The organism is Kitasatospora sp. NPDC053057 (genome assembly GCF_044546945.1).
GTDB lineage: Bacteria > Actinomycetota > Actinomycetes > Streptomycetales > Streptomycetaceae > Kitasatospora.
On the sequence record NZ_JBITZP010000003.1, the window covers coordinates 16351 to 33845 of the forward strand.

A 17495-nucleotide genomic window follows, 5' to 3' on the forward strand; every position below is an offset into this window, starting at 1 on the left:
ACATGGCGAACTCCCGTCAGCCCAACGGCGCATCATCCATACACCAGGCCAAGGACGGTAGTTGGCACGGCTACGTCACCGTCGGAGTCAAGGACGACGGTCGTCCCGACCGCCGTCACGTCACCCGTAAGACCCGAGCCGATGTCACCAAGGCGGTCCGCGAGCTGGAACGGCAGCGCGACTCCGGCGCGGTGCGGAAGACCGGCCAGACCTGGACCGTCAAGACGTGGCTCACCCACTGGGTCGAGAACATCGCCGCTCTGCATGTCTCCGAGAACACCATCGACGGATACCGCGTGGCCGTGAACCACCACCTCATCCCCGGCCTCGGTGCTCACCGCCTGGAGAAGTTGGAGCCGGAGCACCTGGAGCGCTTCTACAAGAAGATGCGGGACAACGGCAGCGCCGCCGGCACTGCGCACCAGGTCCACCGCACGGTGCGCGCGGCGCTCAACGAAGCGAAGCGGCGTCGGCACATCACCGAGAACCCGGCGACGGTGGCCAAGGCCCCGCGGTTGGAGGAAGAGGAGGTCGAGCCGTACTCGGTCGAGGAGATGCAGCGGCTTCTCATCGAAGCGGAGCGCCAGCAGAACGCCGCCCGTTGGGTGATCGCCCTGGCCCTCGGCCTGCGGCAGGGAGAGGTGCTGGGCCTGCAGTGGACCGACGTCGACTTCGAAGCCAGCGTCATCCGCGTGCGGCGTGGACGGTTGCGGCCCCGCTACCAGCACGGCTGCGGTGACCGTTGCGGGCGCAAGCCGGGCTACTGCCCGCAGAAGATCAGCATCCGTCGCGAGACCAAGGACACCAAGTCACGTGCGGGCAGGCGCCCGATCGGCGTCCCTGATGAGCTGATGAAGCTGCTTGCGCAGCACAAGGTCGAGCAGGACCGCGAACGGCGGCTTGCCCGCGACCTGTGGGAGGAGAAGGGGTATGTCTTCACCTCTCCGACTGGCCAGCCGCTGAACCCCAACACCGACTACCACCGGTGGAAGGACCTGCTAAAGGCGGCGAATGTTCGCGACGGTCGGCTCCACGATGCCCGCCACACCGCTGCCACTGTCCTGCTGATCCTGGGCGTTCCCGATGCGGTCGTCGACGCGATCATGGGGTGGGAGCCTGGCAAGTCCGCTCGGATGCGCCGGCGGTACCAGCACCTGACGGGCCCTGTCCTCAAGGACACTGCCAACAAGATCGGCGGCTTGCTCTGGCCTGTGCCCGACGAGTCACCAGCCGCCTAATCAAATGGAGGGGCCCGTCAACGATCTTGTCACCAGGTCAAAACAGGCCCCTCGGCCAGCTGTCCGGGACAGCGGCACTACTGGCGGAGTAGTTCCGGCGGCGCTTCGTAAGACGAGATCGCCTGTGTGAACTGGTGCGCCGACGCGGGCCTGGAGCAGTCCCACTTCAGGTTCAAGCCAGTACGGGTGGCGAAGTTGATACGCCCGTAGAGCATGATGCGCAGCTGCGGGTTGTTCTTGAACCGTCGGTCTGGACCGCCCCTGACATTCACGTATTGCCAGGTCGTGCCGACCTGTTGGCTGTCTCGCGGCACGGAGCCGCCCTCGTGGAATCGCAAGTCGTTCACGACGACGAGGAGCTCCTGGTAGGACAGGTCTGCGAAGCTCCGTCGGTGCTTCACCAGCACGCGGTCGGGGAGCAGGTATAGCGTGTGGGCTCCGCAATGGAAGCTTGGAACAGAAATGTTCGTGACGAGTTCCCGAGGGCCATCCATGTTCACCGTCGTGGGTTTGCGCTGGACGACGGCGGAGGCGCCGCTGTTCATCTTGTGTTGCATGGTGGTCACTACGGCGCCCGAGCCGGTGATGACCCAGTTCTGTTGTGATTGGCGCACCCCTTCGGCTGCGTCGATGAGCCGGGCGAACCGCTCTCCAGGCTGGTTCTCGAAGTCGTAGAAGGCGATGACTCGTTGGGCTGCCCGGTCGCGTTGGTAGAGCCAGTACACCAGGGGGCCGAGGACGAGCATGGGCAACATCAGTAGCGGTAGGGACACCAGGAGGGCGAGTGTCGCAGCCCAGGGCCAGATTGAGCGCCGCTGGGCTGCGGTCTGCAACTGTCCGATGAAGTCAGTGGGATCCGAGCCCTGCAGTTCCTCGATGGTCGCGGTCGGGATCTCCTGAACCGCGACGCTTCCGGGCAGGGTGGTGGGCGATCCGGGATGCCAGGAGCGCGAGCCTGCCGGGGAGGTGAGGGTGTTGCGGGAGCCAGCCCGTTGGGAGGCGAGTGTGGCCCGATAGGAAACGCTACGAGCGCCGACCCGAACGTAGTTACCTCGTGGCCCGGTCCCGACGCGGAACCCGGGAACGCCCACGGACACACCGATGCCGGACTGGGAAAGGTTGAAGCGGAACGGGCCGGCTCGGAGGCTGCTGCGGAGGTAGAGACCCATGCGCGGAGCCTGCCAGGCGGAGATGCCACCAGGCGTGCCGTTTATCCAATCGTTCTCCACCGGCTGAGACGTCCGCAGCCACAGCCGTCCCAGCTCCCACCCACCCGGACACTCCTAGCCGCCACAGGTCCAGCAGCCGCATCGAGTGTCATCGCACGTCCCATCGCCATGGCCATCGACCCATTGGGTACCCGCGAGGTCACAGCTGTCCTAACGAGTCGCAACCGGACATCCGTCGAGAACCGGAAACGCAGCCAAAACTGCAACCAGAGCACGACGAAGGCCCCGACCGCTGGGCGGTCGGGGCCTTCGTTATGGCTGGTCAGCCATGGCGGAGGATACGAGATTCGAACTCGTGAGGGGTTGCCCCCAACACGCTTTCCAAGCGTGCGCCCTAGGCCTCTAGGCGAATCCTCCGTGGGAGAGCTTAGTACATGTTTCGGGGTGCTCGCGACCAGCTATCCCGCAGGCCGGAGGTGGGGGTGGCCTGTGGATCGTCGGGGCCGGGATCCGGTAGTGTGGGGGTCAGCCCCTCGTGTGGCGTCATCTCTCTGAACCCCCCCAGGGCCGGAAGGCAGCAAGGGTAGGAGGGCTCTGGCGGGTGCACGGGGGGTCTTTGCGTTCCCGGGGGCGCTGCCGGGTCGCGCGCAGCGGGGGCCGGAGTGGGGGCCGGGACGAAGGGGCGACGCGTTTGTCGGCCCGTCCCGATATCGTCGGTGGTGTGTCCCTAGCCCTGTACCGCCGCTACCGCCCCGAGACCTTCGCGGAGGTCATCGGGCAGGAGCACGTGACCGCTCCGCTCCAGCAGGCCCTGCGCAACAACAGGGTCAACCACGCGTACCTGTTCAGCGGGCCGCGCGGCTGTGGCAAGACGACGAGCGCGCGCATCCTGGCCCGTTGTCTGAACTGTGAGCAGGGGCCGACGCCGACGCCCTGCGGGGAGTGCCAGTCCTGTCGGGACCTCGCGACCGGCGGGCCCGGCTCGATCGACGTGATCGAGATCGACGCCGCCTCGCACGGTGGTGTGGACGACGCGCGCGAGCTGCGCGAGCGGGCCTTCTTCGCGCCGGTGCACAGCCGGTACAAGATCTTCATCCTGGACGAGGCGCACATGGTGACCTCGGCCGGGTTCAACGCGCTGCTCAAGGTGGTCGAGGAGCCGCCGGAGCACCTCAAGTTCATCTTCGCGACCACCGAGCCGGAGAAGGTGATCGGGACGATCCGGTCCCGTACCCACCACTACCCGTTCCGGCTGGTCCCGCCCGGCACGCTGCGCGACTACCTGGCGGAGGTCTGCGGCCGGGAGGGCATCCAGGTCGAGGACCCGGTGTTCCCCCTGGTGGTCCGGGCCGGTGCGGGCTCGGTGCGTGACTCGATGTCGGTCATGGACCAGCTGCTGGCCGGTGCCGGTGAGGGCGGTGTCACCTACCAGATGGCGACGGCGCTGCTCGGGTACACCGACTCGGCACTGCTGGACGAGGTGGTGGACGCCTTCGCCGCGCACGACGGGGCGACGGTGTTCCAGGTCATCGACCGGGTGGTCGAGGGCGGGCACGACCCGCGCCGTTTCGTCACCGACCTGCTGGAGCGGCTGCGCGACCTGGTGATCCTCGCCACCGTGCCGGAGGCGGGGGAGAAGGGGCTGATCGACGCCCCGGCGGACCGGATCGCCGTGATGCAGGCGCAGGCGGACGCGTTCGGCGCGGCCGAGCTGAGCCGGGCGGCCGACATCGTCAACACCGGGCTGACCGAGATGCGCGGCAACGCGGCGCCGCGGCTCCAGCTGGAGCTGATCTGCGCCCGGGTGATGCTGCCGGGCGCGTACAGCGACGAGCTGTCGCTGCAGGCGCGCCTGGACAAGCTGGAGCGCCGGGCGGCCGCGGGCGGTCTCGCCGCGCCGGCCGGGATGGCTCCGATGGCCGCCGCGCCGATGGCTGCCGCCCCGATGGCTGCTCCGATGGCCCCGCACGTGGCCGTACCGGCCGCAGCTGCGTCGGTCGAGGCGCCGGTGGAGGTGCCCGCCCCGGCGGCCGCACCCGCCGTGCCCGTCGCCACGGCCCCCGCCCCCGCGCAGGCGACCCCACCCCCGGCTCCCGCCGGGCCCGCCCCGGGCGCCTGGCCGATCCCGCGCAGCTTCCCGCCCGCAGGCGGCGCACCAGCCCCGATCCCGGCCGCCGCCCCGCCCGCACACCAGCAGCCGCAGGCGGCCCCGCAGCCCGCGCCCACTCCGCCCCCGGTCCAGCAGGCCCCCGCAGCCCCGGCCCCCGCCGGCGGCCAGCCGTCCGCGGCCGCCCAGCAGGGTGCGGCGCAGGTCCGGCAGCTGTGGCCGCAGATCCTGGAGGCGGTGAAGAACCGCCGCCGCTTCACCTGGATCCTGCTCAGCCAGAACGGCCAGGTGGCCGGGTTCGACGGCAGCACCCTCCAGGTCTCGTTCATCAACGCGGGCGCCCGGGACAGCTTCGTCGGCAGCAACAGCGACGACGTGCTGCGCCAGGCGCTGTCGGACGCGCTGGGCGTGGACTGGCGGATCGAGTGCATCGTCGACCCGTCCGGAGGCGGTGGCGGAGGTGGCGGAGGCATGGCCCCGGCCGCGGCCGCCCCGGCCGGCGGCGGCTGGGGGGCCCCGGCCCGTCCGGCGGCCGCCGCGCCGCCGATGGCCGCCCCGGCCCCGGTGCAGCCCCAGCCGCAGGTGCAGGCGCCCGCCCCGGTCCAGTCGCAGCCCCAGCCGCCGGCGCCGGCCCCCGCGCCGGTGCAGGCCCCGTCCCCGGCCGCGCCGGTGCCCCCGGCCCGCCCGGTGCGGTCGGTGGCTCCGGAGGACGACATCCCGGAGGAGGACGACCCTGACCTCAACGAGGAGGCGTTCTCCGGCCAGGAGCTGATCATCCGCGAGCTGGGCGCCACGGTGCTGGAGGAGATCCACCACCGCGGCAACTAGGGCCTGTCCTGGGCGGGTCCGGTGGGGACCCTGGGAGCGGTCCCCACGGGCGGGCCCGGGCCCGTAGGCTCAGCGGTGACGAACGAAGAACCGCGTGACAGCAAGGAGTGAGCCGTGTTTCCCGGTGGTGGTCAGCCCAACATGCAGCAGCTGCTCAAGCAGGCGCAGAAGATGCAGCAGGAGCTCGCGAAGGCCCAGCAGGAGCTGGCCGAGGCGAAGGTGAACGGTACGGCCGGCGGCGGCCTGGTCGAGGCCACGGTGACGGGCTCGGGTGAGCTGGTGGCGCTGACCATCGCCCCGGCCGCCGTGGACCCGGAGGACACCGAGACCCTGGCCGACCTGATCCTGGCGGCCGTCCGGGACGCCACCCAGGCGGCCCAGAAGATGCAGGCCGAGCGGATGGGTCCGCTCACCCAGGGCATGGGCGGCGGCATCCCGGGCCTGCCCTTCTAGGACGTCCGTTCCAGGACGTTCCTCATGTGATTTCTGTGGGAGTCGGGCGTCGGCCGGTGTGTCCGGCGCCCGATTCGTTGGATGATGGCACCGGAGCACCTCCGACCAGGAGCACACCGACCATCCGAGGGAAGGCGCGACGTTGTACGAGGGCGTGGTTCAGGACCTGATCGACGAACTGGGCAGGCTGCCCGGCGTCGGGCCCAAGAGCGCCCAGCGGATCGCCTTCCACGTGCTGCAGTCCGACCCGGTCGACGTGCGCCGCCTCGCGCACGCGCTGCTGGAGGTCAAGGACAAGGTCCGCTTCTGCGCGGTCTGCGGCAACGTCGCGGAGGCCGAGCAGTGCCGGGTCTGCCTGGACCCGCGCCGCGATCTCGGTGTCATCTGCGTGGTCGAGGAGCCCAAGGACGTCGTCGCCATCGAGCGCACCCGTGAGTTCCGCGGCCGCTACCACGTGCTGGGCGGCGCGATCAGCCCCATCGAGGGCGTCGGCCCGGACGACCTGCGCATCCGCGAGCTGCTCGCGCGCCTCGCGGACGGCACGGTCACCGAGCTGATCCTGGCCACCGACCCCAACCTGGAGGGGGAGGCGACCGCCACCTATCTGGCCCGGCTCTGCAAGCCGATGGGCCTGAAGGTGACCCGGCTGGCGAGCGGTCTGCCCGTCGGCGGGGACCTGGAGTACGCGGACGAGGTCACCCTCGGCCGCGCCTTCGAAGGGAGACGACTGCTCGATGTCTGACCGGACGATCAACCAGCAGCCCCACGGCCCGCAGCCCCACCCGGAGCCCGAGGCCCACGCCCCGCACACCCACGGCCACGGCTCCGAGCCGGACGACCTCGCCGTGCAGATCGCCGACTCGGTGGAGAGCTTCGTACTCGCCGTCACCGAGGTCGCCAAGGGCGACGAACCGGGCAGCGCGGTCTCGCTGCTGCTCCTGGAGGTCTCGCAGCTGCTGCTGGCGGGCGGCCGACTGGGCGCCATCGAGGACGTCGTCCCGGAGGACCGCTTCGAGCCCGACGCCGGGCCGGAGCCGGACGGTGAGCAGCTGCGCGAGCGCCTCGCCGAGCTGCTCGCGCCGATCGACGTCTACCACGAGGTCTTCGACCCGTACGGTCCGCCGGAGAAGCCGAACGCCTTCCGGATCTCGGACGACTTGGCCGGCGTGGTCAGCGAGCTCCAGCACGGTCTGACCCACTACCGCGAGGGCCGGGTCAGCGAGGCGTTGTGGTGGTGGCAGTTCTCGTACCTCTCCAACTGGGGCACGACCTGCACGGCGGTGCTGCGGGCGCTGCAGTCGCTGATCGCCCACGTCCGCCTGGACAGCCCGATCGGTGCGGCGCCGGACGGCGCGGACATCGACGACGACGGGCTCACCGACGAGCAGCTGGAGCAGCAGGCGGGCGACCTGATGGCGGCCGAACTCGGTCTCGGCCGGTAGTTCCGACGCCCGGCCGGCAATCCACGGCAATCCACGGCGAGCAGAGGCCGATGCGGAGGCTGATTGTGACGAATGCCTCAGCAATCCGCCCGGAAAAGAAATCCGGCCGCGGCAGCGGGCATTCGTCCGAGGATTCTGCGGAGCCGCGCCGAATGCCCCGCAGACCTGCCGGTGGCACCGCCCGGATCGCCGCCCACCTGCCGAAACCGCCGTCTCATCATATGGAAAGCGCCGGTCAGGGCACCCCTGCTCGGTAGACTGGCGCGGACCGCACCCCCCTTTCCCCCGGGGGTACGGGGGCCTGGCGCCCCCGGAAAACGACACTAGTCGAGGAGCGCACGTGGGCCTAGTCGTGCAGAAGTACGGCGGCTCATCCGTTGCGGATGCCGAAGGCATCAAGCGCGTTGCCCGCCGAATCGTTGATGCCAAGAAGGCCGGCCATGAGGTCGTCGTCGTGGTGTCCGCGATGGGCGACACGACGGACGAGCTCATCGAACTCGCGGAGCAGGTGTCACCGCTCCCTGCCGGCCGTGAGTTCGACATGCTGCTGACCGCTGGAGAGCGCATCTCCATGGCGCTGCTGGCCATGGCGATCAAATCCCTGGGTCACGAGGCCCAGTCCTTCACGGGCAGTCAGGCCGGTGTCATCACCGACTCCGTCCACAACAAGGCGCGCATCATCGACGTGACGCCGGGTCGCATCCGCACCGCCCTGGACGAGGGCAACATCGCGATCGTGGCCGGCTTCCAGGGCGTGTCCCAGAGCAGCAAGGACATCACCACGCTGGGCCGCGGCGGCTCGGACACCACCGCCGTCGCGCTGGCCGCCGCGCTCAAGGCCGAGGTCTGCGAGATCTACACCGACGTGGACGGCGTGTTCACCGCCGACCCGCGCGTGGTGAAGAAGGCGCGCAAGATCGACTGGATCGCGTACGAGGACATGCTGGAGCTGGCCTCGTCCGGATCCAAGGTGCTGCTCGACCGCTGTGTGGAGTACGCCCGCCGCTACAACATCCCGATTCACGTACGCTCGTCCTTCTCGGGTCTTCCCGGGACGATCGTCAGCAACGACAACCCGAACAAGCCCGAAGGGGGCGAGATGGAGCAGGCCATCATCTCCGGAGTCGCCCACGACACCTCCGAGGCCAAGGTCACGGTCGTCGGCGTGCCCGACAAGCCGGGCGAGGCGGCGCGCATCTTCCGTGCCATCGCCGACGCCGAGGTCAACATCGACATGGTGGTGCAGAACGTCTCCGCCGCGTCGACCGGCCTGACCGACATCTCCTTCACCCTGCCGAAGACCGAGGGCCAGAAGGCCATCGACGCGCTCGGCCGGGTCAAGGAGGGCATCGGCTACGAGTCGCTGCGCTACGACGACGCGATCGGCAAGATCTCGCTGGTCGGCGCCGGCATGCGCTCCAACCCGGGCGTCACCGCCACCTTCTTCGAGGCGCTGTCCGCCGCGGGCGTCAACATCGAGCTGATCTCCACCTCGGAGATCCGCATCTCGGTGGTCACCCGCGCCGACGACGTGCCGGAGGCGGTCCGCGCCGTGCACAGCGCCTTCGGCCTGGACAGCGAGAGCGACGAGGCCGTCGTCTACGGCGGCACCGGGCGATGACCCGGAAGCCGGGCAGGGGTCCCCGGAGGTGACCCGGCGCCCCAACCTCGCCGTCGTCGGCGCCACCGGTGCGGTCGGCGAGGTGCTGCTCGGCCTGCTGTCGCTCCGTCAGGACATCTGGGGCGAGGTCCGACTCGTCGCCTCCCCGCGCTCGGCCGGCCGTACGCCGGTGGTGCGCGGGGAGGCGGTCGAGGTCGTCCCGCTGACCGAGGAGGCCTTCGCCGGGATCGACGTCGCCGTGTTCGCCGTCCCCGACGCGGTCTCCGCCCAGTGGGCGCCGATCGCGGCGGCCAAGGGCGTCGTGGTGGTCGACGACTCGGCCGCCTTCCGTACCGCCGGGGACGTGCCGCTGGTCGTCCCCGAGGTCAACGCGGCCGCGCTGCGGATCCGTCCGCGCGGCATCGTGGCCAGCCCGGCCGGCACCACGCTCGCGCTGGTCGCGGCGGTCGGCGCGCTGCACGCCGAGTACGGGCTGGAGCAGCTCGTGGTCGCCACCTACCAGGCCGCCAGCGGCGAGGGCCGGGCCGGCGTGTCCGCGCTGCGCGAGCAGACCGCCCTGGTGGCGGGCACCGAGGTCGGCCGGCAGACCGGCGACCTGCGCGCGGTGATCGCCGACGAGGGGCCGTTCGCCGCCCCGCTCGCCTTCAACGCCGTGCCCTGGACCGGCGGCCTGCGCGAGGGCGGCTGGTCCGCCCAGGAGCTGGGCCTGCGCGACGAGGCCCGCAAGATCCTCGGGCTGCCCGCCCTGCGGGTCTCCGCGACCTGCGTGCGCATCCCGGTCGTCCGCACCCACGCGCTGGCCGTGCACGCCCGCTTCGAGCGCGAGGTCAGCCAGGAGCACGCCCAGGACATCCTGCGCGAGACGCCCGGCGTGGTCCTCTACGACGACCCGGCGGCCGGGGAGTTCCCCACCCCGAACGACGTGGTCGGCACCGACCCGGTCTGGGTCGGGCGGGTGCGCCGGGCGCTGGACGAGCCGGACGCGCTCGACCTCTTCCTCTGCGGCGACAACCTGCGCAAGGGGGCCGCGCTCAACCTGCTGCAGATCGCCGAGCTGGTGGCCGGCGAGCTGACGTCGGCGAGCTGACGGTCGGCGAGCTGGCGGTCGGCGAGCTGGCGGTCGAGGAGCCCTAGGATCCGTCATCAGCCCGGGTCGGAGGGCCCTTTGTGCCCGAGGATGTCCGGACCTGTGTCCGCTCCTCGACACAATCCGTCCGGAATCCCGTGGGAATCCCCTGGAGGCCGCTTCGGCCGATGCGGAAGAATGGGCCCCGGGCTGGGCAACCATGACAGGGGATCGAGTGTCCAACGGGCGTGGCGAACGTGATGGTGGGGGCAAGGGCGGGCATCCCGGCGAGGGCCGTGGTGACCTTCCCGTCGCGCGCCCCGTGGTCTTCGAGTAGGCCGGAAGAAGACCAGATGACGGCGGCCGCACCCGGTGCGGCGGACTCCGGCGCCGGTACCGACGCGGGTACCAGCGAGGACCTGCTCACCGCGACCTACCAGGCGCACTACCGCTCCCTGCTGCGGCTCGCCGCGCTACTCCTGGACGACCTCTCCACCTGCGAGGACGTCGTGCAGGAGGCCTTCATCCGGGTGCACGCCGCCCGGCGCCGGGTGCGCGAGCCCGAGAAGACCCTGGCCTACCTCCGGCAGACGGTGGTCAACCTGTCGCGCTCCACGCTGCGCCGCCGGATCCTCGGCCTGCGACTGCTGCCGAAGCCCATGCCTGACATGGCCAGTGCAGAAGAAGGTGCCTACGATGCCCTGGAGCGTGACCAGCTGAAGGCCGCGCTGAAGGGTCTGCAACGCCGTCAGCGGGAGGTTCTGGTGCTGCGTTACTTCGTGGACATGACGGAGGCGCAGGTCGCCGAGGCCCTGGGCATCTCACTCGGTTCGGTGAAGGCGTACGGCTCGCGCGGACTCGCCGCCCTCCGGATCCAGATGGAGGCCGGCCATGGCTGACGGCGCCCGGCAGCGGCCCGAGGACGACGACATCCCCGGCCTCTCCTCCGAGGAACGGGCGCTGCGCGAGCTGATGCGGCACGCGGTGGCCGGGATCCAGCCCGGGGCCGGTGCCCTGCCCCGGATCCGGCAGGCCGTACCCCGGCGCCGGGCCGCCCGCCGCGGGGCCTGGACCGGCGCGGCGGCGCTGGCACTGACGGTCGCGATCGCCCTGCCGGTACTCCACGAGGGCGACCACCTCGGACTGTCCGGCGGCCCCGGCTCCACGACCGCCAACGGCGCGACCCTCGCCGCCCCCAGCGGCGCCGCGGCCGGCGCCGGCGCCACCGGCGCAGGCCCGCACGCCGGCACCGGCGGCGGGAGTACCGGCCCCTCGCCGGGCGTGGGCACCGCCTCACCCAGCCCCGGCGCGGACGCCACCCGCCCCGGCACCGCCACCCCCACCGGGGCCACCGGCACCGCGGACGGCGGGATCCTCCCGCTGTGCACCCGGACGGACCTCGGGCAGGGCACCGCACAGGTCGGCCCGGCGGACGCGCAGGGCCGGATCTACGGCTCCTTCACGGTGTACAACGTCTCCGGCCGCAGCTGCCGCCTCGGCGGGCCGGGCGCGGTGGCCGTCACCGACGTCAGCGGCACCGACCGCAGCCGGGTCCGCACCGCCGACCACAGCCCGGGCGATCCGGCGGGCAGCCTGCCCGCGATGGACGCCGAACCGCCGGTGCTCGCTCCGCAGGCGGGGTACCGGGTGTCGTTCGCGTGGATCCCCGACCAGGGCTGCGGCTCCGGCGGCGCCACCACCGCGCCGACCACCGGCGCCAACCAGGCCTCCCTGACCACTCAGGCCCCCGCCGCCTCCGGCGCCGCCCCGGCCTCCGGCGCCTCGGCCGCGCCGAGCGCCAACCCGCACGCCAGCTCCTCGCCCACGTCCGGGACCACCTCGGCGCCGAGCCCGACGGCCACCCCCAGCGGCAGCCCCACCTCCGCGCAGGCCACCGCCACCATCGCCCACACCCCGGCCCCGGGCAGCCCGGCGGCCGCGACGGCCTCGCTGCCGGTCGAGTGCGGCGGGACGCTCTACCGGGGCGGCGTGCAGTCGGCCGGCGGCTCCGCGGCCCAGACGGCCGGGCCGCCCGCGGCGGGCTGAGCGGGCACCCGCCCGGGCCGGTGCCCCGCCCGGGGGCGGACCCTGTGGTCCGGGGCGGTGTGAGGAATGGTTACCGTGGGGGGTGTGTACCGGTTCCTCCTGACTCCGCGCTGGCTGGGCGGCACCGCCCTGGCGATGGCGGCCGTGGTGGTGTGCGTCTGGCTGGGCTCCTGGCAGCTCGGCCGGTTCGAGGACCGCGTCTCCACCCACCAGGAGACCAAGGCGTCGCTCACCGCTTCGGGTGACGCCCGGCCGATCGACGCGCTGCTCGGCCCGACCATCCCGCAGGTGACCACGGAGACCGTCGGCAAACCCGTCACGGTGACCGGGAGCTTCGACACGGAGCACCAACTCCTCGTCCCCAACCGGGTGCTGGACGGCAAGCAGGGCTACTACGTGCTCACCCCGCTGCGCACCGCCGACGGACACGCCGTCGCCGTGGTGCGGGGCTGGGCGCCCGGCGCCCCGTCCGGCTCCGCCCCCGCGGCCGAGGCCGCGCCCACCGGGCAGGTGACCGTCACCGGACGGCTGCAGGCCAACGAGTCCGTCGGCAGCAACGGCGCGGTCGCGGGCGGCCTGCCCGCGGGGCAGCTCGGCATGATCAACCGGGCCTCGCTGCTGAACGTGCTGGCGTACGACGGCTGGTACGACGGCTGGGTGGCCGCCGACCAGGTGCCCGTCGGGCTGACCGAGGTCCCGACCGTGCAGCCGCAGGGCGGTGACGGGCTCACCCTGCGGGCGTTCCAGAACCTGGGCTACACCCTGGAGTGGTTCGTCTTCGCGGGCTTCGTGATCTTCATGTGGTTCCGCCTGATGCGCCGGGAGGCGGAGGCGGAGCAGGACCGGGCCCTCGGGCTGGACCCGGTCCTGGACTGACCGGCTTGCTGACCGGCTTGCCTGGACGACTTGCCTGACCGGGTTACCTGGACGGCTTGCCGGTCGGCGTCGGCAGTGGCTTGGCCGGGGTCGCGACCGGCGTCGGCACCACGGTCGGTGTCGGGGACTGTGACGGGCCCGTCGGGCTCTGCTCGCCGCCGAACGGTGCCGCGGTGTCGTCGTCCACCGGCTCGGAGCCGCCGCGGCAGTGGCCGTGGCCGCCGACCACGTTGTCCGAGTCGTGGTGGTCGATGTGGTGGTGCGTGGTGCCACGGCCCTTCGAGCCGGACGAGCCCTTGGAACCGCTCGATCCGTGCGAGCCGCTCGATCCGTGCGAACCGCTCGAACCGTGCGAGCCGCCACGCTCGGCCGTGTCCTCCTCCCCGCCGGTGGACTCCGTCGATCCCGGCCCGTACGACGCCCGACTGACGACCGACCCGAGGACCGAGCCGCCGCCCAGTGCGCTCGCCTTCGTCGCCGAACGGGACGGCGGGGTCGTCGTCGGGGCCGTCGTCGCGGCCGTCGGAGTGGCGGCAGCCGTCGGTACGCCCGCCGCCGGGCTCGCCGGGCTCGCCGGCCGCGGCGCGACCGGCGGCGGGCAGTCGGCCTCGGCGCCGTGCGACCCCGAGCAGCCGCTGAGCACCAGCACCCCAGCCACCGCCGCCCCCGCGAGCGTCAGCAGACGTCTCACCCGGCCCCTCCGGTGCTCCCGCCCGGAACGCCGAGGTGCCGCCGGACGAAGTCGATCTCCAGCCGCAGCTGCTTGATCCGCTCCTCCACCACCAGCGAGCCGTGCCCGGCGTCGAACCGGTACACCTCGTGCGGCTTGTCGAGCTGCTCCAGCCGCTCGACGTAGTTGTCGATCTGCCGGATCGGGCAGCGCGGGTCGTTGACCCCGGCGCTGATGTACACCGGCACCCGCACCTGCTCGACGTAGGTCAGCGGCGAGGAGGCGGTGAAGCGCTCCGGGACCTCCTCCGGGGTGCCGCCGAAGAGCGTGCGGTCCAGCGACTTGAGCGCCTCCATCTCGTCGGCGTACGCGGTGTGGTAGTCCGCGACCGGCACGGCGGCGACGCCCAGCGACCAGCTGTCGGGCTGCACGCCCAGGCCGAGCAGGGTCAGGTAGCCGCCCCAGCTGCCGCCGGTGAGCACCAGCCGCCGCGGGTCGGCCAGACCGCTGGAGACCGCCCACTCCCGGACGGCCGCGATGTCCTCCAGCTCGATCAGGCCGACCCGCTCGTGCAGCGCGTCGGTCCAGGCCTGGCCGTAGCCGGTCGAGCCGCGGTAGTTGACCCGGACCACCGCGAAGCCGTGGTCCAGCCAGGCGGCCGGGCCGGCCGCGAAGGAGTCGCTGTCGTGGTGGGTCGGGCCGCCGTGGATCTCGAACACGGTCGGGTACGGGCCCGGGCCCGCCGTCCGCGGGCGCTGCACCAGGGCGTGCACCCGCCCGCCGGGCCCGTCCACCCAGACGTCCTCGACCGGGACGGACCCGGGCGGCACCGGGCCGGGCGCCCGCAGCACGACCGCCCCGGCGGTGGAGCGGACGGCGGAGGGCTCGGCGGCGGAGGACCACAGGTACTCCACGGTGCCGTCCGGACGGGCGGTGGCGCCGCCGACGGTGCCGCGCGGGGTCTCCAGGCGGGTCAGCCGGCCGTCCGCGAGCGTGTACGTGAACAGCTCGCTGCGCGCCTCGTACTCGTGCTCGACCAGCAGCTCCGCGGCTCCCGGGCGCCACTGCGCGGACACGTCGCCGGGCAGCTCGCGGCCCTGCTCGTCGCGCAGCGGGAGGGCGGTCTCGACGCCGGTGGCGACGTCCCAGATCATCGGCTCCCAGCGGCCGGTGCGCTGGTGGGCGACCAGCAGCCGGGTGTCGCCCTCGACCGGGGCGAAGCCCAGACAGGCGACACCGCGCGGCTCGTCCCGGCCGGTGACCTCGTCCAGCTCGGCGACGGTCTCGACACCGCCGCCGGCCAGCCGGACCACCCGGATCGCGGAGTGCATCGCGTCGCCGTGCTCGGTGTGGTCGATGGCGAGCAGGGTGGCATCGTGGCTGAGGTCGCCGACGCCGCCGTACTCCTCGTGCCGGTAGATCTCGACCGGCTCGGCCGCGCCCGGGCGGCGCAGGTGCAGCGTGGTGCCGTCCTCGTCGGTGGACCGGCCGACGACCACCGTGCCGTCGCGGCCGAGGGCCAGGCCGGCCGAGTAGGAGGGGGCGAGACCGGGCACGGCCTCCTCGTCCGGGCCGCCCGCGAAGGGCTGGCGGCGCCAGACGCCGAACTCGTCGCCGTCGTGGTCGTCGAACCACCAGACCCAGGCACCGTCCGGGGACAGCTCGGCGTCGGTGGTGCCGTTCGGGCGGTCGGTGACCCTGCGGTGGGTGCCGGTGGCACGGTCCCAGGCGTAGACCTCGTAGGTGCCGGTCGCGTTGGACACGTACAGCGCCCGGTCGGGGGCGTCCTCGGCCCAGTCGGGCAGGGACACGCGTGCTGCCCGGAACCGCTGCTCCCACGCCGGTACGGCGCTCTTCTCCTCGCTCATCCGACCATCCAACCCGATCGGGGGGACGGAACGGAACGGGCGGGTGGGGTTCACCCCACCCGCCTGCGGCTCCTGCTGTGTTCACGAACGGCGCGGCAGCAGCCTGACCAGTCCCACCAGCACCAGCTCCAGCACCGCCAGCGCCGTCACGCTGCGGCCGAAGGCGGCGGTCGGGTCGCCGGCGCCGTAGTAGACCAGGCCGATCAGCGCGACCCCGACGGCCCCGCCGACCTGTTGCACGGTGGCCACCACCCCGGCCGCCGCACCGGCCAGTCCGGGCTCGACGGCCGCCAGGGCGACGGTGGTGACCGGCGCGATCACCAGGCCCATGCCGAGGCCGTCGACGAACAGCCCGGGCGCCAGCCACCAGACGCTCGCGTCCGCCGCGTCGTAGGCGGCGAGGGCGAGCAGGCCCAGCCCGACGGCCATCAGCAGCCCGCCGACGGTGATCGTGCGGCGCTCGCCGAGGCGGCCGGTGACCAGGTGGGTGGCGTTCGAGGTGAGCAGGTAGCCGAGGCCGATCGCGGTGAAGACCAGTCCGGAGCCGAGCGCGTCCAGCCCGCGGCCCAGCTGAAGGTGCAGGGCGAGGACCAGGAAGAAGGAGGCCTGGCCGAGCCAGAAGACCAGCTGGGCGAGCAGCCCGGTGCGGAAGGCGCCGCCGCGGAACAGCCGGGTGTCGACCAAGGGGGTGTCGCCGTGTGCGGTGGCGCGGTGCTGGTGGACGGCGAAGGCGGCGAGCAGGACGGCCGCGGCGGCGAGGCAGAGCTCCGTCCACAGCGGCCAATGGAGCCCGGGGCCCTGGATCAGCGGCAGCACCAGGGCCGTCAGCGCGACGGACACCAGCAGCACGCCGACCGGGTCCAGGCCCGGCCGCTGCGGGGCGCGCGACTCCGGCAGGCAGCGGCGGACGGCGGCCAGGGCGGCCAGGCCGATCGGCAGGTTGATCAGGAAGCAGCTGCGCCAGCCGAGGCCGAGCAGGTCCGCGCGGATCAGCAGCCCGCCGATCAGCTGGCCGAACACCGCGCCGATGCCCATGGTCAGTCCGTACCGGGCGAAGGCCCGGGCCTGCGCGGCTCCGCTGAACGCCGTCCGCAGGATCGCCAGCACCTGCGGGCCCATCAGCGCGGCCGCCAGGCCCTGGGCGACCCGGCCGCCGACCAGCGCGGCCGCGGTGGGGGCGAGGCCGCAGCCCGCCGAGGCGAGGGTGAACAGGGCTAGGCCGAGCGCGAACACCCGACGGCGGCCGTACCGGTCGCCGAGCCGGCCGGCGGTGACCAGCCCGACGGCCAGGGCCAGGCCGAACCCGGCCATCACCCACTGGACGACCGCCCGGCCTGCGCCCAGATCGGCCTGGACGGAGGGGACGGCGACGTTGACGACGAAGGTGTCGAGGGCGGTCATGAAGGTGGCGGTCAGGACGACCGGCAGCAGGCCCCTGGGGGCGGGTGCCGCCGAGGCGGCCGCGGCTTCGGTCGGCCGCGGGGTGTCCAGGGCGGTGCTCATCTCGGGCTCTCCTCCAGGGGGTGGGGCGCCGCGGTGGGGGCGCCGCCGTGGGGGCGCCGCCGTGGGGGCGCCGCTGTGGGGGTGCGGCGGGGGCGGGCTGTCGTGAGGGTGGGACGGGAGCGGGGCGCCGCCGTGGGGGTGCGGCGCCCCGCCCGCGGGCTTTCCGGGTTGCTCAGGCGCCCGGCACGCGGTCCAGGAAGCCGTGCACGGTGCCGATCCGGCCCTCCGGGGTGGCCGCCAGCACGTCGAAGCCGATCACCACCGGCTCGGCGCCCGCCGGGCCGAGGTTCCAGGTGAACCGGGCGATGTCGTGGTGCGCGTCCACCGGGCCGAGGGTGAACTCCAGCCCCGGGAACTGGGCCTGGGCGGCGCCGATCAGCGCGTCGATCGCGTCCCGGCCGGCGACGGCGGCCAGCGGGTCGGTGTAGCGGCCGTCCTCGGCCCACACCTCGTCGATCAGCTTGCGGCGGGCCGCCGGGTCGGTCTCGTTCCACACCGCGAGGTAGCGCTCGGCGAGCTGCTGGAGGGCGGCGGTGGTGATCTCGGTCATGGTCATCTCCCGTGTTCCGGTGGGTGGTTGGCGGGTCGTTCCCGCTGCTCACAAAGGT

15 protein-coding genes, 1 tRNA gene and 1 other RNA gene are annotated in these 17495 nt (G+C 72.8%); 11 read left to right on the top strand and 6 right to left on the bottom strand.

The window, feature by feature from the left end; genetic code table 11:
* Positions 1 to 2 precede the first annotated feature (2 nt).
* Complete coding sequence (locus tag ACIG5E_RS04755) at positions 3 to 1238, top strand: tyrosine-type recombinase/integrase (protein WP_396531477.1); 1236 nt, start codon at positions 3 to 5, stop codon at positions 1236 to 1238.
* Between the two features lie 77 nt (positions 1239 to 1315).
* Here the strand turns inward: ACIG5E_RS04755 and ACIG5E_RS04760 are convergent, their stop codons facing one another.
* The gene (locus tag ACIG5E_RS04760) at positions 1316 to 2407 is read right to left on the bottom strand and encodes a DUF4236 domain-containing protein (RefSeq protein ID WP_396531478.1); all 1092 of its coding nucleotides are present in this window, start codon (positions 2405 to 2407) and stop codon (positions 1316 to 1318) included.
* Positions 2408 to 2736: 329 nt separating this feature from the next.
* Positions 2737 to 2824 (bottom strand) — tRNA-Ser (locus ACIG5E_RS04765).
* A gap of 110 nt (positions 2825 to 2934) precedes the next feature.
* On the opposite strand from ACIG5E_RS04765, the gene ffs reads away from it, so the two are divergent.
* The 10 genes from ffs to ACIG5E_RS04815 all read left to right on the top strand — a co-directional run bounded on the left by ffs (position 2935) and on the right by ACIG5E_RS04815 (position 12846).
* Positions 2935 to 3025, top strand: an RNA gene (gene ffs, locus ACIG5E_RS04770) — signal recognition particle sRNA small type.
* Positions 3026 to 3128: 103 nt separating this feature from the next.
* Complete coding sequence (locus ACIG5E_RS04775) at positions 3129 to 5342, top strand: DNA polymerase III subunit gamma and tau (RefSeq protein ID WP_396531479.1); 2214 nt, start codon at positions 3129 to 3131, stop codon at positions 5340 to 5342.
* A gap of 114 nt (positions 5343 to 5456) precedes the next feature.
* Positions 5457 to 5795 (top strand): YbaB/EbfC family nucleoid-associated protein, encoded by a 339-nt coding sequence (locus tag ACIG5E_RS04780; protein ID WP_072654976.1) that lies wholly within the window; start codon positions 5457 to 5459, stop codon positions 5793 to 5795.
* A 142-nt stretch (positions 5796 to 5937) separates the two neighbouring features.
* Positions 5938 to 6537, top strand: a complete 600-nt coding sequence (gene recR, locus ACIG5E_RS04785; protein ID WP_188307117.1) for a recombination mediator RecR — start codon at positions 5938 to 5940, stop codon at positions 6535 to 6537.
* Positions 6530 to 7237, top strand: coding sequence for a DUF5063 domain-containing protein (locus ACIG5E_RS04790; RefSeq protein ID WP_396531480.1), 708 nt, complete (start codon positions 6530 to 6532; stop codon positions 7235 to 7237). Before recR ends, ACIG5E_RS04790 begins: the two co-directional genes overlap by 8 nt.
* Before the next feature lie 340 nt (positions 7238 to 7577).
* Positions 7578 to 8858, top strand: coding sequence for an aspartate kinase (locus tag ACIG5E_RS04795; protein WP_030288196.1), 1281 nt, complete (start codon positions 7578 to 7580; stop codon positions 8856 to 8858).
* 28 nt (positions 8859 to 8886) lie between these two features.
* A complete protein-coding gene (locus ACIG5E_RS04800; protein WP_396531481.1) occupies positions 8887 to 9945 on the top strand; it encodes an aspartate-semialdehyde dehydrogenase in 1059 nt (352 codons plus the stop codon).
* A 332-nt stretch (positions 9946 to 10277) separates the two neighbouring features.
* Entirely contained in the window at positions 10278 to 10823 is a 546-nt protein-coding gene (locus ACIG5E_RS04805) for a SigE family RNA polymerase sigma factor (RefSeq protein WP_030288192.1), read from the top strand.
* Positions 10816 to 11970 (top strand): hypothetical protein, encoded by a 1155-nt coding sequence (locus ACIG5E_RS04810; RefSeq protein ID WP_396531482.1) that lies wholly within the window; start codon positions 10816 to 10818, stop codon positions 11968 to 11970. Before ACIG5E_RS04805 ends, ACIG5E_RS04810 begins: the two co-directional genes overlap by 8 nt.
* A gap of 84 nt (positions 11971 to 12054) precedes the next feature.
* On the top strand, positions 12055 to 12846 hold the full coding sequence (locus ACIG5E_RS04815) for an SURF1 family protein (RefSeq protein WP_396531483.1): 792 nt from the start codon (positions 12055 to 12057) through the stop codon (positions 12844 to 12846).
* A 43-nt stretch (positions 12847 to 12889) separates the two neighbouring features.
* On the opposite strand, the gene ACIG5E_RS04820 is transcribed toward ACIG5E_RS04815, so the two are convergent.
* The 4 genes from ACIG5E_RS04820 to ACIG5E_RS04835 form a co-directional block, all read right to left on the bottom strand.
* Positions 12890 to 13537, bottom strand: coding sequence for a hypothetical protein (locus tag ACIG5E_RS04820; protein ID WP_396531485.1), 648 nt, complete (start codon positions 13535 to 13537; stop codon positions 12890 to 12892).
* The gene (locus tag ACIG5E_RS04825; protein ID WP_396531486.1) at positions 13534 to 15384 is read right to left on the bottom strand and encodes a S9 family peptidase; all 1851 of its coding nucleotides are present in this window, start codon (positions 15382 to 15384) and stop codon (positions 13534 to 13536) included. The genes ACIG5E_RS04820 and ACIG5E_RS04825 overlap by 4 nt, the downstream gene beginning before the upstream one ends.
* Before the next feature lie 81 nt (positions 15385 to 15465).
* Positions 15466 to 16887 (bottom strand): MFS transporter, encoded by a 1422-nt coding sequence (locus tag ACIG5E_RS04830; protein ID WP_396531487.1) that lies wholly within the window; start codon positions 16885 to 16887, stop codon positions 15466 to 15468.
* A gap of 172 nt (positions 16888 to 17059) precedes the next feature.
* Positions 17060 to 17437 (bottom strand): nuclear transport factor 2 family protein, encoded by a 378-nt coding sequence (locus tag ACIG5E_RS04835; protein WP_396531488.1) that lies wholly within the window; start codon positions 17435 to 17437, stop codon positions 17060 to 17062.
* Between the last annotated feature and the right edge of the window lie 58 nt (positions 17438 to 17495).